A 12,418-nucleotide genomic window follows, 5' to 3' on the forward strand; every position below is an offset into this window, starting at 1 on the left:
GACACCCGATCATGGGACAAGTCAAAAACGTATTGGTGCTGTGCACCGGCAACTCTGCCCGCTCGGTCTTGGGTGAGGTGCTGATCAATGAGCTGGGACAGGGCCGTTTCCGCGCCTATTCCGCAGGGTCGCAGCCGACTGGTAAACCCAATCCTTTCGCGGTCGAACTGTTGGATGGGCTTGGCTACGACACATCTTATGTCCGTTCCAAAAGCTGGGATGAGTTTTCCGGCGATGGCGCGGTGACGATGGATTATGTGATCATCGTCTGCTCCTCCGCCGCAGGTGAAACCTGCCCCTATTGGGCGGGCGCACCGGTCAGCGCCCATTGGGGCATCCCTGATCCTGCCGGTGCTGGCGAAACGGATGAGGAGAACCGCGCCGCGTTCCGTCTGGCTCATCAACGGATGAAAGCACGGGTCGAGGCGTTTTTGGCCCTGCCACTTGATGACATGGACACAGCTGCCCAGAAAGCGGCGCTGCAAAAGATCGGTCAAGAGCTGGAGGGCGCGGCATGACCTATTCCCTGACCAATCGCCTTACGGCAGAGGCTCTGGGCACTGCACTGCTGGTCTGCACCGTTGTTGGGTCCGGCATCATGGCGGACAAGCTGACACAGGACGTGGCGCTGGCGCTGCTGGGCAATACGATCCCAACGGGCGCGATTCTGGTGGTGTTGATCACCATTTTTGGCCCCATTTCGGGCGCGCATTTCAATCCGGCGGTGTCGCTGGTGATGGCCATTCGTGGTGACATGCAATGGAACTGTTTTGCGCCATATGTGGTGGCGCAGAGCCTTGGCGCGATCCTCGGCTCGCTGGTGGCGCATGGAATGTTCGATCTGGCGATCCTGCAAACATCCACCACCGTACGGACCGGCAGCGCGCAATGGTTTGCCGAAGCGGTCGCAACCTTCGGTCTGGTGCTGACGATCCTTGGCGCCGTGCGTTTCCGTGCGGAAAGCGTGGCGGTCATGGTCGGTCTGTATATCACGGCCGCCTATTGGTTCACGGCATCCACTTCCTTTGCGAACCCTGCTGTGACCATTGGGCGTGCGTTCACCGATACATTTGCTGGCATCAATCCGGCAGACGTGCCTGCATTTATCATCGTGCAGGTCATTGGTGCCTTGGTGGCGATGGTGGTTGGCGGATTGCTGTTTTCCGGCGCGCCAGAAGCTGAGGTTCAAAAAGCATGAGCATTGTCATCCATCACAACCCGGCCTGCGGCACCTCGCGCAATGTGTTGGCGATCATCCGTGCCAGCGGGGTGGAACCGACCGTGGTTGAGTATCTGCAAACCGGTTGGACCCGCTCACAGTTGCAGGCGCTGTTCGCTGCTGCGGGACTGACCCCGCGCACCGCGCTGCGCACCACCAAATCCCCCGCCGCCGAGCTGGGCCTGTTGGACCCCGAGGTGTCTGATGAGGTGTTGCTGGATCACATGTTGGAACAACCGGTTCTGGTGAACCGCCCCATCGTCTGCACCGCCAAAGGCGTGCGTCTGTGCCGCCCGTCCGAGGCTGTGCTGGACCTGCTGGAGGAGCGCCCCAAGGGGCCGCTTTACAAAGAGGATGGGGAAATGATTTTGAACGAAAAAGGAGAAAGCGTTGTCTGACGCCACCACCCCAAATATCGCCGATGACAGCTTCCACGCGATTGACGAGGCGCAGCTGTTTCCCACCGACCGCCCCACTCACAAGCCGCGCATTCTGCTGCTCTATGGGTCACTGCGTCAGCGCAGCTTCTCGCGGTTGATGGTCGAAGAGGCAGCGCGCATTCTGGAACGTCTGGGCTGCGAAACCCGCGTTTTCAACCCGTCTGGCCTGCCGCTGGTGGACGACGCGGATGCCGATCACCCCAAGGTGCAGGAATTGCGCGACCTGGTGATGTGGTCCGAAGGCATGGTCTGGTGTTCGCCAGAACGCCACGGATCGATGACCGGTATCATGAAAACCCAGATCGACTGGATACCGTTGGCCCCGATCGGCGGCGTACGTCCGACACAGGGCAAGACGCTGGCGATCATGCAGGTCGAAGGTGGTTCACAGAGTTTCAACACCGTGAACCAGCTGCGCATCTTGGGCCGCTGGATGCGTCTGATCACCATCCCGAACCAATCGTCCGTGGCCAAGGCCTGGGATGAATTTGACGATCAGGACCGGATGAAGCCTGGTCCGTTCTACAATCGCGTTGTCGACGTGATGGAGGAGTTGGCGAAGTTCACGCTGCTGACCCGCACGCAGGCGGCCTATCTGGTGGATCGCTATTCTGAACGTGTCGAAAGCCGTGAAGAGCTGTCCAAGCGGGTGAATATGCCCAAAGCAGTTGCCAAGGATTGATGCGAAATGGGTGGGCAGATTGCCCACCCTACGCCACCGTAGGGGCGGTACTATTTGCGTTACGTCGCTGTCCTTTACGTAAGCGTTACGCTGCGTTTCGGATGACTCCACCAAACCGCTCGCGCAAACTGCGCGGCAACTTGCGAGGAGGCACGCTATGACAAAGTATCCGCACCTACTTGCCCCGTTGGATCTGGGCTTCACCACATTGAAAAACCGCGTCCTGATGGGCTCGATGCACACGGGTCTTGAAGAGACCAAAGATTGGGCCCGTGTGGCAGAATTCTACGCTGCGCGCGCCCGTGGTGGCGTGGCGCTGATGGTCACAGGCGGCATCGGCCCGAACCTTGAAGGGTCCGTTCTGCCCGGTGCGGCGATGATGACCACGGATAAGGATGTGGAAAACCATAGCGTTGTCACCAAGGCCGTGCATGAGGCAGGCGGCAAAATCGCGATGCAGATCCTGCACGCAGGCCGCTATGCCTATTCGCCCAAATGTGTGGCCCCCAGCCCGGTGAAATCGCCGATCTCCCCCTTCCCGCCAACCGAGCTGGATGAAGAAGGTATTGAGAAGCAGATCAGCGACATCGTGACCGCCGCCACGCTGGCCCAGAAGGCCGGCTATGATGGGGTCGAGGTGATGGGATCCGAGGGCTACTTCCTCAACCAGTTCCTTGTCACCCATACCAACAAGCGCGAGGATCGCTGGGGCGGTTCCTACGAAAACCGCATGCGCCTGCCGGTGGAGGTGGTGCGCCGCATTCGTGAGGCGGTTGGCGAAAACTTCATCATCATCTACCGCCTGTCGATGATTGATCTGGTGCCCAATGGATCCACCCATGACGAGGTTGTACAGTTGGCCAAGGCGGTAGAGGCTGCAGGCGCCACCATTATCAACACCGGCATCGGCTGGCATGAGGCCCGCGTGCCGACCATCGCCACCTCTGTACCGCGCCGCGCCTTTGCTTGGGTGACCAAGAAGCTGATGGGACAGGTGAACATCCCGCTAATCACCTCGAACCGGATCAACATGCCCGACGTGGCCGAAGATGTGCTGGCCGAAGGCTGTGCCGACATGGTGTCCATGGCGCGTCCGCTGCTGGCGGATGCGGATTTCGTGGTGAAGGCTGAAGCAGACAAGGCAGCTCACATCGCGCCTTGCATTGGCTGTAACCAGGCCTGTCTGGATCACACCTTTGGCGGCAAGCTGACCAGCTGTCTGGTCAATCCGCGTGCCTGTCATGAGACCGAATTGCAGATCACCCAGACCGAGGCCGTGAAAACGGTGGGTGTTGTCGGCGCAGGTCCTGCTGGCCTGTCGGCGGCGCTGACGGCGGCGGAACGGGGTCACAAGGTCACCGTGTTTGACCGTGCGGATCGTGTGGGTGGCCAGCTGAACATGGCGCGTCAGGTCCCCGGCAAAGAAGAGTTCCACGGTCTGGTGGATTGGTTTGAAACCCGTATTGCGGATGCTGGCATTGACCTGCGGCTGAACACCGAGGCGGGCGTTGACGATCTGAAACACTTTGACGAAGTGATCATCGCCACTGGCGTTGTCCCCCGTGATCCGGGCATCCCCGGTCAGGACCGCGACAACGTGCTGACCTATATCGACGTGCTGCGCCACAAGGCAGAGGTCGGTCAGAAGGTCGCCGTCATCGGTGCGGGCGGCATCGGTTTTGATGTCAGCGAATACCTTGTCACTGGCGATAGCCCGACGCTGGATTTGCCCGAGTGGATGAAGGAGTGGGGCGTTGCCGATCCCGCCGACGTGCGCGGCGGTCTGGCCGAAACCGGTCCCCAGCCAGAGGCGCCGACGCGCCAGATCACCCTGATGCAGCGCAAGGCCAAGGCGCTGGGCAAAGGTCTGGGCAAAACCACCGGCTGGATCCACCGCGCCGCGCTGAAGATGAAAAACGTCGAGATGATCGGCGGCGTGAACTACGAACGTATTGATGACGAAGGCCTGCACATCTCCTTCGGGGAAGCACGCGAAAACCCGCGGGTGATCGAATGCGATACCGTTGTGCTGTGTTCCGGTCAGATCAGCGAACGCACGCTGGCGGATGCACTGGAAGAAGAAGGCGTGTCTTGCCACGTTATCGGCGGTGCTGATGTGGCGGCTGAGTTGGACGCCAAACGCGCGATCAATCAGGGCACCCGTCTGGCCGTGGCCCTGTAAGTTTTCCAAGATCACAAGACGAAGAAGGCGCCGTTTGCATCGGCGCCTTTTTTGTTGGGGGGCTTTACCCATGCAATGCGCGCGAATCCTCTGGCGTGCTGTCCCGCTCTTCCATCCCATAGTCGCGTAGGACGCCGGCGACGCGTAGACGGTAGCCTGCGAAGATGCCATCCCGCCCCGCGGTTTGCGCCGCGCGGTGTTCTGACATGCCCCGCCAATTCGCCACCGCCTCTTCATCGCGCCAGAAAGAGAGGGAGAGGAGCTTGTCTGGATTGTTCAGACTCTGAAACCGCTCAATGGACAGAAAGCCGTCCATCTCCTCTAACAGCGGTCTCAGATCCGCCGCGATGTCGAGGTAGGCGTCGCGTTGGCCTGAGGCGATTTCAACTTCGAAGATGACGGCGATCATAAGTGTTCCTTGCGGCGGCGTGGTGAGTGTACGCGGCAGAGGATGCGTTGAAATGACCACAAGACAAAGCGGAACCTCTGCGCAGTGTGCCGATAAGCGAGTCATTGCGATGACCGCTTTAGCGGATAGCGCTTGAACGGCGCTGATGCTTCGCCCTAGATGCGGTGACGCTTGTTTGGGCCTGGAGGGGCCGCTGATGGTTTTTCTGACAATCCTATTAGGGCTCATGCCCAGTTTTCTGTTGGTCGCTTTGGGTGGGGGGCTGCGTAACCGGCTGACACAGGCGGCATGGCAGGGATTGGACAAGCTGAACTTTGAGGTGTTGTTTCCCGCGCTGATCTTTGTGGCGGCGGCGTCGCGGCCTATTGGGTTGGCGGACATCGTCACCATTGGTCCACTGGTGTGGTCGGTGATGACGCTGGGATTGGCACTGGGCTATCTGGCGCGGCGGTTTGGGCCGACGCGGTTTCTGGATTTCGCGGGCTGCTGGCAGGTGGCGTGGCGGTTTAACACCGCGCTGGCCTTTGTGGCGGTTGAAACGCTTAGCCAGCCACCACTTGGGGCGCTGGCGGTGGCCGTTGGGCTGGCGATTCCGTTGGCCAATGTGTTTGCGGTGACGGCGCTGTCGCGCGATGCGGGGTCTTTGTGGCAGACCGTGGGGCGTGTGGCGCGCAATCCGTTCTTGCTGGCGGCGTTGGCGGGTGTGGTGGTCGGCATCAGTGGCGTGTCGCTGCCTGCACTGTTGCTGGCGCCGTTGGAATTGTTGGCGCGCGCGGCGATCCCGTTGGCACTGGTTTCTGTGGGGGCAACAATGAACTGGGGGGCGCTGGCGCGGCTGGATCGGTTCAGCGGTATCATCGTGGGAACGAAACTGCTGGCCCTGCCGGTTTTTGCGCTTGGACTGACCTATGCGCTATCGCTCAGCCCCACGGTGGCGGCGACGTTGGTGTTGTTTGCTGCTATGCCCACCGCATCAGCGGCGCATGTTCTGGCCGCAGGTTTCGGCGCGGATCGGCAATGGCCTGCGACCTTGGTGGCGCAGACGACGCTGCTGTCTGCGGTGACGTTGCCACTGTGGATCACGGTGATCGAACTGGCGATTCTGCGCTAATCTACCGTTTCCATGACATGAACGATCCGTGCAATTACCCCGATATTGTCGGGTCGCTGCCCAGATCCTGCCAGATTTGGTGTCGATAGATGTTTCCAAGAGAGAAACAACGCAACACCAAAAGGACACGCCAATGGATCGCCTGACCGAAATGGAAGCTTTTGCCACCGTAGTGGATCAGGGTGGGTTTACCGATGCAGCCCGCAAGATGGGGATTTCCAAATCCGCCGTGTCCAAACATGTGTCGAGCCTTGAACATCGCCTTGGCGCCCGCCTGTTGAACCGCACCACGCGCCGCGTGTCCCCGACCGAAATTGGTCTGGCCTATTACGACCGCGCCCGCCGCGTGCTGAACGACGCGGGCGAAGCGGATGCGCTGGTCACATCGATGCAATCGGCGCCGTCTGGCCTGCTGCGGATTTCGGTGGCGACGGATTTTGGGGTGAACCACCTCAGCCCGATCCTGGGTGAGTTTCTGTCGGATTTCCCGGACATCAACGTCAACATGGTGCTGAACAACCGCTATGTGGAGCTGATCTCCGAAGGGTTTGACATGGCGATCCGCATTGGTGAGCTGGAAGACAGCACCCTGCGTGCCCGCAAACTGACCGAGACGACGAAACGCATGATCGCCGCGCCCGGGTATTTTGAAAAGCACGGTCGTCCGCAGAAAATCGATGACCTGAACGATCACAAGCTGCTGCACTATTCCAACCAGTCCAGCGGCAATGTTTGGAAGCTGACTGCGCCGTCTGGTGAGAAGCGTCAGGTCCGAACCGCCGGTGGGTTGAGTGTGAATGATGGTCAGTCGCTGTTGAACGCGGCGGTTGCTGGCCTCGGCATCGCGTATCTGCCCAGCTACCTTTATGCCGATGCGATGAAGCAGGGGCTGGTTGAGGATGTGATCCCCGATCTGCCGGTGGAGACGCAGGGCGTCTATGCCGTCTACCCGCCGGGTCGTTTCACCCAGCCGAAGGTGCGCGCCTTCATCGACTTCCTCGTGCATGAGTTCGCCGATAAGGGGCCGTTTGACTGGTAAGCCCGCGAAGCCCTGAGGCAGAGATTTCCCCCTCGCGCCCAATCAGCGCAATTGGCCGAAGTGACAGGATCACTTCGGCCCTTTTTTTGTGCGCTACACTTGTGGCGGGGCGGCGTTTTCTGGCGTCAGAAAACGCGCGCGCGTGTCTCAGGCGGTGTCCAGCCCACCAATCTCTTCTATCTGGGCGACGATCTCTTCCACACCCTGACCGTGGCGCAGGGCTGCGAATAGGAAGGGGCGGTCAGCCCGCATGCGCGTAGCGTCGCGTTCCATCACCTCTAGCGAGGCGCCGACATGAGGGGCCAGATCGGTTTTGTTGATGATCAACAGGTCCGATTTGGTGATCGCGGGGCCACCCTTGCGCGGGATTTCTTCGCCTGCGGCCACGTCAATCACATAGATGGTCAGGTCCGCCAGTTCGGGGCTGAAGGTGGCTGACAGGTTGTCGCCACCGGATTCGATCAGCACTACCTCCACATCTGGGTGCCGCTCTTGCATCTCAGCCACAGCGGCAAGGTTGATGGAGGCATCTTCGCGGATCGCCGTATGCGGGCAGCCGCCGGTTTCCACGCCGATGATGCGGTCTTGTGCCAAAACCTGCAGGCGCATCAGCGCTTCGGCATCTTCCTGTGTGTAGATGTCATTGGTGATCGCGCCGATCGAATATTTTGCGCCCAGTGCCTTGCACAGGTTGGCGGTCAGCGTGGTTTTGCCTGCGCCAACAGGGCCGCCGATGCCGATGCGCAGGGGGCCGTTTAGCTGGGGTTGGTTCGGATGTGTCATGTGCGAAACAGCCTTGTGTATTGAGTTTCATGTTTCATCGATGCGACCTCTGCCAGCACGCAGGCCCCGCCGAGGTCGTCGAGGGTTTCTTGCAGCGCCTGTTCGGCCAAACGCTCACACAGTGGGGCGAGGGTGTGCAGCACGCGGTTGCCCTCTGTCTGGCCCAGTGGCACCAGCCGCATTGCCGCTGCGCAGAGGTTGGAGGCAAAGGCGTGCAGGTACATCGCCGCGACCTGTGGCAAGGGCATATCCTGACGTGCCGCCGCATACCCCAGCGCAACGGGGTAGGTCAGCTTGGTCGGCATATCGCCCCAAATGGCATCGGTGATTTTGACAAAGGCCGCGCCCTGCGCTTGTGTTTCCAGCAGGCGTTCCCGGCTGGCGGCAAAGGCGCGAGCGATCTCATCCACTTTTGCCAGCCCCTCTGGCGTTGCGGCATAGGCCGCGGCCATCAGGATCACGTCATTGCGCCCGCTGCCCTGTTCCAGAATGTCCGACAGCCACGCGGCAAAACTCTCCGCATCGCGCACCTGTCCGGCCTCCACCGACCATTCCAGCCCGTGACTGTAGCTGAAGGCGCCAATGGGGTAGGCGGGGGACAGCCATTGCGTCAGCGTCAAAAGCTGCGGGTTAGTGAGCATGATCATGCTCCGTATCATGTCCTGCGTCGCCGGAACCATGCGGGTGCGTATGGGTGCTGGCGCCATGTTCATGGGAATGAGTGCGCCCATGGCCATAGGCGCCGCCTTCGGGGGTGAAGGGTTCGATAACCTCCACCACATCGGCCCCAAGATGGGCCAGCATGGTGTGAATGACCTTGTCGCGCTGGATTAGCAGACGGTCCGCCTCAATCTGGCAGGGGGTGTGGCGGTTGCCGATGTGCCATGCCAGACGTGGCAGCGCATCGCCTGTCACCTGCAACAGCGGTTCGGGTGCGGCCTGAATGGCGATCAGCGTGCCATCTGCCACCTCCAGTGCGCCGCCGTGATCCAGCGACGTGACCTGTGCTAGGTCGACCAGCACCATTTGCCCGCCATCGGTGCGCAACCGTTTGCGGCGGAAAAACCGATCCTCATAGCTGAGGGTCAGGCTGTCAGCCGCAGGGCCCGCAGGGTGGGGCTGATAGGTTTGGGCAAGGAGCTGTTGTGTCATTTTTGCCGATCCAGATGATTCTTTGCTGATTCTTTTGTGAGTCTTTTCGAGGGCTTAGTCAGTTGGCCTGCCGCTTGCAGCTTTCCATCAGATGCGCTGCAAACGATCCGAGCGATGACTGGCAGCGCAAATGGTGGAAATGATGAACACGGGGTGTACCCAGATGATGCATAAAATCAGCCTTGCCGACGAATTGGCCGAGATCCGCGCCGAGATTGCCCGCCTTAAAGAACGCGAAGCCGCGCTGGAGGCGGCGGTGCATGCCAGCGAAGGCACCGTGCCTAATGGGCGCAATAACCGCGTGCGCGTTATCACCCGCCGCGAAACCGAATTTGACCCCGCCCTGCTGCCCCATGAGGTTCGCGAAAACCCGCGCTATTGGCGTGAACAGCTGAGCGTGCACGTGGAATGCCTGCCTGTTGACGGTCGCATGGTGCGCGCCGGTTGGCCTATGAAGCGCCTGTTTGCGGATACCCTGCAGCACTGAACTAATCCGTTCGCGCCTTAGAACATGAAGTAGCGCTGCGCCATTGGCAGGCTTTCAGCCGGTTCGCAGGTCAGCAATTCACCATCGGCGCGCACCTCATAGGTTTCGGGATTTACCTCCACATGTGGGGTGGCGTGGTTCAGTTTCAGGTGGCTTTTGCCGATGTTGCGGGTGTTTTCCACCGCAACCACCTGTTTGGCCAGACCCAGCTGATTACCGATCCCTTCGGCCACCGCTGCCTCTGATACAAAGGTCACGGCTGCGTTTTCCACCGCGCGGCCAAAGGCCCCAAACATTGGCCGCGAATAGACCGGCTGCGGCGTCGGGATCGACGCATTTGGATCACCCATCTGCGCACAGACGATAGATCCGCCGATCAGCACCATTTCCGGCTTCACCCCGAAAAAGGCAGGATTCCACAGAACCAGATCGGCGCGCTTGCCCACCTCGATCGATCCGATTTGATGGCTGATGCCGTGGGCAATCGCCGGATTGATGGTGTATTTCGCGATATAGCGGCGCACGCGGAAGTTATCGTTGTCGCCGGTTTCCTCAGGCAGACGACCGCGCTGTTTCTTCATCTTGTCCGCGGTCTGCCAGGTGCGGATCAGCACCTCACCCACACGGCCCATGGCCTGACTGTCGGATGCGATGATCGAAAACGCCCCCATGTCGTGCAGAATATCCTCTGCTGCGATGGTTTCACGGCGGATACGGCTTTCGGCGAAGGCCACGTCTTCGGGGATGGATTTGTCCAGATGGTGGCAGACCATCAGCATATCCAGATGTTCATCCACCGTGTTGACGGTAAAGGGCCGCGTCGGGTTGGTGGAGGAGGGCAGAACATGCTCCTCACCACAGATCTTGATGATGTCCGGCGCGTGGCCGCCGCCTGCACCTTCGGTGTGGAATGCGTGGATGGTCCGCCCTTTCAGCGCCGCAACCGTGTGTTCGACAAACCCAGATTCGTTCAGCGTGTCGGTGTGGATCATCACCTGCACATCCATCGCGTCAGCCACCGACAGACAGTTATCAATGGCGGCTGGGGTGGTGCCCCAATCCTCGTGCAGTTTCAGCGCGCAGGCGCCTGCCTTGATCTGTTCCTCAAGGGCTGCGGGCAGCGACGCATTGCCCTTCCCCGCAAAGGCAAGGTTCATCGGGAAGGCATCCGCCGATTGCAGCATCCGGCCCAGATGCCACGGACCCGGTGTGCAGGTGGTTGCCAGCGTGCCGTGGGCAGGGCCGGTGCCACCGCCCAGCATGGTGGTCAGGCCGGAATGCAGCGCATCCTCGATCTGTTGCGGGCAGATGTAATGGATGTGGCTGTCAAAGCCGCCAGCGGTCAGTATTTTGCCCTCACCTGCAATCACTTCGGTCCCGGGACCGGCGATGATGTCGACGCCTGGCTGGGTGTCGGGGTTGCCCGCCTTGCCGATGGCGTGGATGCGGCCATCTTTCAGGCCGACGTCGGCCTTGTAGATGCCGGTCCAGTCCACAATCAGCGCATTGGTGATCACCGTGTCCACGGCCCCTGCGGCGCGGGTGGTCTGCGCCTGCCCCATACCGTCGCGGATCACCTTGCCGCCGCCAAATTTCACCTCTTCGCCGTAGTACATGGCGTTGTCGCCGCTGCCGCCTGTGGCCGCAGCACCGGCACGTTCGGCGGTCAGGTCACGCTCTACCTCGATGATCAGGTCGGTGTCTGCCAGACGCAAACGGTCGCCCACGGTGGGGCCATACATGGCGGCGTAATCGGCGCGGGAAATTGTGGCAGGCATCGGCCTCTCCTCAAGGTGTCTAGTGGCGCAGGGTCTGCGCGATCTCTCGTAAATCTTCGGTGCGTTTTTCGGTCAGATCGGCGTGGCAACTGGTGATCAAAACCGGTTCCAGCGTGCCGCCGCGAAATGGGAAACCAGCCAGCGCGCAGTCTGCATCGCGCAGTTTGATCCATGCGCGCTGGGCTTCGCGTAGGTGATGAACCGCACCGCCGTCGGCGCGTTCCTCGTGCAGGGCGTCAGCCTCGGCTGCAGCTGCCTTGGCGTCGCGATAGGCGGCGTTCAGCTGCGCATCGGCGCGCTTCAAATCCTCGGCTGCGCAAATACGCATCTCCAGCGTGGTGACGGGATCGCTACAATCCGCGGCCATCGCAGGGGCGAGGGGCAGTGCAGCGCAAAGGAAGAAGGCAGGTAGAAAACGGATCATCTGAAAACTCCGGTGTGATCTAAAAGGGCCCTGACACAGTGCGCCGGATGACATGGCACTGGTCAAGTCCCCGCTGATCAGTCGAGCGCCCCCATAATCTGTTGGTTAAAACCATAAACCTTGCGTGCGCCGCCCAGCGGGACCAGCGCCACTTCGCGGCGTTGGCCGGGTTCAAAACGCACGGCGGTGCCAGCGGCGATGTCCAGACGCAGGCCACGGGCGGCCGCGCGGTCAAAGTCGAGGCCGGGGTTCGCTTCGGCAAAGTGGTAGTGGCTGCCCACCTGAATGGGGCGGTCGCCGGTGTTTGCGACCATCAGGGTGACAACGGGCTGGCCGGGGTTCAGTTCCAGGGTGCCGCTTGCGGGCAGCAGTTCGCCGGGGATCATTCAGATGCCTCCTCTATCAGCGGATCGGCTGGTGGACGGTCACCAGTTTGGTGCCATCGGGAAAGGTCGCTTCGACCTGCACTTCGTGGATCATCTCTGCGATGCCCTCCATGCAGTCGTCGCGGCTGATCACCTCGGCACCGGCCTGCATCAGGTCCGCAACGGATCGACCATCGCGGGCACCTTCGACCACCGCGTCGGTGATCAGGGCAATCGCTTCGGGGTGGTTCAGCTTGACGCCGCGCACCAGTCGTTTGCGCGCCACTTCGGCGGCCATGGCGATCAGCAGCTTGTCTTTCTCACGGGGTGTCAGTTGCATGGGTTCC

16 protein-coding genes are annotated in these 12,418 nt (G+C 60.9%); 8 read left to right on the forward strand and 8 right to left on the reverse strand.

Annotation, left to right across the window (positions count from 1 at the left end):
• Positions 1-11 precede the first annotated feature (11 nt).
• The 5 genes from TM5383_RS12605 (at position 12) to TM5383_RS12625 (ending at position 4,523) form a co-directional block, all read left to right on the forward strand.
• Positions 12-518: an arsenate reductase ArsC gene (locus TM5383_RS12605; RefSeq protein WP_058319385.1), complete on the forward strand. Its 507-nt coding sequence runs from the start codon at positions 12-14 to the stop codon at positions 516-518.
• Complete coding sequence (locus TM5383_RS12610; RefSeq protein ID WP_058319386.1) at positions 515-1,198, forward strand: MIP/aquaporin family protein; 684 nt, start codon at positions 515-517, stop codon at positions 1,196-1,198. The genes TM5383_RS12605 and TM5383_RS12610 overlap by 4 nt, the downstream gene beginning before the upstream one ends.
• Positions 1,195-1,617, forward strand: coding sequence for an arsenate reductase (glutaredoxin) (gene arsC, locus TM5383_RS12615; RefSeq protein WP_058319387.1), 423 nt, complete (start codon positions 1,195-1,197; stop codon positions 1,615-1,617). Before TM5383_RS12610 ends, arsC begins: the two co-directional genes overlap by 4 nt.
• Positions 1,610-2,341, forward strand: coding sequence for an arsenical resistance protein ArsH (gene arsH, locus TM5383_RS12620; RefSeq protein WP_058319388.1), 732 nt, complete (start codon positions 1,610-1,612; stop codon positions 2,339-2,341). Before arsC ends, arsH begins: the two co-directional genes overlap by 8 nt.
• 157 nt (positions 2,342-2,498) lie before the next feature.
• The gene (locus TM5383_RS12625) at positions 2,499-4,523 is read left to right on the forward strand and encodes an NADPH-dependent 2,4-dienoyl-CoA reductase (RefSeq protein WP_058319389.1); all 2,025 of its coding nucleotides are present in this window, start codon (positions 2,499-2,501) and stop codon (positions 4,521-4,523) included.
• 64 nt (positions 4,524-4,587) lie between these two features.
• Here the strand turns inward: TM5383_RS12625 and TM5383_RS12630 are convergent, their stop codons facing one another.
• Positions 4,588-4,932, reverse strand: a complete 345-nt coding sequence (locus TM5383_RS12630) for an antibiotic biosynthesis monooxygenase family protein (RefSeq protein ID WP_058319390.1) — start codon at positions 4,930-4,932, stop codon at positions 4,588-4,590.
• A 226-nt stretch (positions 4,933-5,158) separates the two neighbouring features.
• Here TM5383_RS12630 and TM5383_RS12635 point away from each other — a divergent pair, with 226 nt between their 5' ends.
• Both TM5383_RS12635 and TM5383_RS12640 read left to right on the forward strand, forming a co-directional pair.
• Complete coding sequence (locus TM5383_RS12635) at positions 5,159-6,043, forward strand: AEC family transporter (protein ID WP_231725149.1); 885 nt, start codon at positions 5,159-5,161, stop codon at positions 6,041-6,043.
• A 133-nt stretch (positions 6,044-6,176) separates the two neighbouring features.
• Complete coding sequence (locus tag TM5383_RS12640) at positions 6,177-7,082, forward strand: LysR family transcriptional regulator (RefSeq protein WP_058319391.1); 906 nt, start codon at positions 6,177-6,179, stop codon at positions 7,080-7,082.
• A 147-nt stretch (positions 7,083-7,229) separates the two neighbouring features.
• Here the strand turns inward: TM5383_RS12640 and ureG are convergent, their stop codons facing one another.
• The 3 genes from ureG to ureE are packed head-to-tail and all read right to left on the reverse strand — an operon-like array spanning position 7,230 to position 9,017.
• Positions 7,230-7,865 (reverse strand): urease accessory protein UreG, encoded by a 636-nt coding sequence (gene ureG / locus TM5383_RS12645; protein ID WP_058319392.1) that lies wholly within the window; start codon positions 7,863-7,865, stop codon positions 7,230-7,232.
• Positions 7,862-8,506: an urease accessory protein UreF gene (locus tag TM5383_RS12650; RefSeq protein WP_058319466.1), complete on the reverse strand. Its 645-nt coding sequence runs from the start codon at positions 8,504-8,506 to the stop codon at positions 7,862-7,864. Before TM5383_RS12650 ends, ureG begins: the two co-directional genes overlap by 4 nt.
• Positions 8,496-9,017: an urease accessory protein UreE gene (ureE, locus tag TM5383_RS12655; RefSeq protein WP_058319393.1), complete on the reverse strand. Its 522-nt coding sequence runs from the start codon at positions 9,015-9,017 to the stop codon at positions 8,496-8,498. Before ureE ends, TM5383_RS12650 begins: the two co-directional genes overlap by 11 nt.
• Before the next feature lie 163 nt (positions 9,018-9,180).
• Here ureE and TM5383_RS12660 point away from each other — a divergent pair, with 163 nt between their 5' ends.
• On the forward strand, positions 9,181-9,504 hold the full coding sequence (locus TM5383_RS12660) for a hypothetical protein (RefSeq protein WP_197407404.1): 324 nt from the start codon (positions 9,181-9,183) through the stop codon (positions 9,502-9,504).
• A 17-nt stretch (positions 9,505-9,521) separates the two neighbouring features.
• On the opposite strand, the gene ureC is transcribed toward TM5383_RS12660, so the two are convergent.
• The 4 genes from ureC to TM5383_RS12680 all read right to left on the reverse strand — a co-directional run bounded on the left by ureC (position 9,522) and on the right by TM5383_RS12680 (position 12,411).
• The gene (gene ureC / locus TM5383_RS12665; protein WP_058319395.1) at positions 9,522-11,282 is read right to left on the reverse strand and encodes an urease subunit alpha; all 1,761 of its coding nucleotides are present in this window, start codon (positions 11,280-11,282) and stop codon (positions 9,522-9,524) included.
• A gap of 19 nt (positions 11,283-11,301) precedes the next feature.
• Positions 11,302-11,706: a lysozyme inhibitor LprI family protein gene (locus TM5383_RS12670; protein ID WP_058319396.1), complete on the reverse strand. Its 405-nt coding sequence runs from the start codon at positions 11,704-11,706 to the stop codon at positions 11,302-11,304.
• A 77-nt stretch (positions 11,707-11,783) separates the two neighbouring features.
• A complete protein-coding gene (locus TM5383_RS12675; RefSeq protein WP_058319397.1) occupies positions 11,784-12,092 on the reverse strand; it encodes an urease subunit beta in 309 nt (102 codons plus the stop codon).
• A 16-nt stretch (positions 12,093-12,108) separates the two neighbouring features.
• A complete protein-coding gene (locus TM5383_RS12680; protein ID WP_058319398.1) occupies positions 12,109-12,411 on the reverse strand; it encodes an urease subunit gamma in 303 nt (100 codons plus the stop codon).
• Positions 12,412-12,418: the final 7 nt, after the last annotated feature.

The sequence above is a fragment of the Thalassovita mediterranea genome (genome assembly GCF_001458435.1).
GTDB classification, from domain to species: Bacteria; Pseudomonadota; Alphaproteobacteria; order Rhodobacterales; family Rhodobacteraceae; genus Thalassobius; species Thalassobius mediterraneus.

What these genes read in the sequence shown, in the direction of transcription:
- TM5383_RS12605 (WP_058319385.1), top strand. Translation starts at nt 12, where the DNA reads ATGGGACAAGTCAAAAACGTATTGGTGCTGTGCACCGGCAACTCTGCC.
- TM5383_RS12610 (WP_058319386.1), top strand. Translation starts at nt 515, where the DNA reads ATGACCTATTCCCTGACCAATCGCCTTACGGCAGAGGCTCTGGGCACT.
- arsC (WP_058319387.1), top strand. Translation starts at nt 1,195, where the DNA reads ATGAGCATTGTCATCCATCACAACCCGGCCTGCGGCACCTCGCGCAAT.
- TM5383_RS12625 (WP_058319389.1), top strand. Translation starts at nt 2,499, where the DNA reads ATGACAAAGTATCCGCACCTACTTGCCCCGTTGGATCTGGGCTTCACC.
- TM5383_RS12630 (WP_058319390.1), bottom strand. Translation starts at nt 4,932, where the DNA reads ATGATCGCCGTCATCTTCGAAGTTGAAATCGCCTCAGGCCAACGCGAC.
- TM5383_RS12635 (WP_231725149.1), top strand. Translation starts at nt 5,159, where the DNA reads ATGCCCAGTTTTCTGTTGGTCGCTTTGGGTGGGGGGCTGCGTAACCGG.
- TM5383_RS12640 (WP_058319391.1), top strand. Translation starts at nt 6,177, where the DNA reads ATGGATCGCCTGACCGAAATGGAAGCTTTTGCCACCGTAGTGGATCAG.
- ureG (WP_058319392.1), bottom strand. Translation starts at nt 7,865, where the DNA reads ATGACACATCCGAACCAACCCCAGCTAAACGGCCCCCTGCGCATCGGC.
- TM5383_RS12650 (WP_058319466.1), bottom strand. Translation starts at nt 8,506, where the DNA reads ATGCTCACTAACCCGCAGCTTTTGACGCTGACGCAATGGCTGTCCCCC.
- ureE (WP_058319393.1), bottom strand. Translation starts at nt 9,017, where the DNA reads ATGACACAACAGCTCCTTGCCCAAACCTATCAGCCCCACCCTGCGGGC.
- TM5383_RS12660 (WP_197407404.1), top strand. Translation starts at nt 9,181, where the DNA reads ATGATGCATAAAATCAGCCTTGCCGACGAATTGGCCGAGATCCGCGCC.
- ureC (WP_058319395.1), bottom strand. Translation starts at nt 11,282, where the DNA reads ATGCCTGCCACAATTTCCCGCGCCGATTACGCCGCCATGTATGGCCCC.
- TM5383_RS12670 (WP_058319396.1), bottom strand. Translation starts at nt 11,706, where the DNA reads ATGATCCGTTTTCTACCTGCCTTCTTCCTTTGCGCTGCACTGCCCCTC.
- TM5383_RS12675 (WP_058319397.1), bottom strand. Translation starts at nt 12,092, where the DNA reads ATGATCCCCGGCGAACTGCTGCCCGCAAGCGGCACCCTGGAACTGAAC.
- TM5383_RS12680 (WP_058319398.1), bottom strand. Translation starts at nt 12,411, where the DNA reads ATGCAACTGACACCCCGTGAGAAAGACAAGCTGCTGATCGCCATGGCC.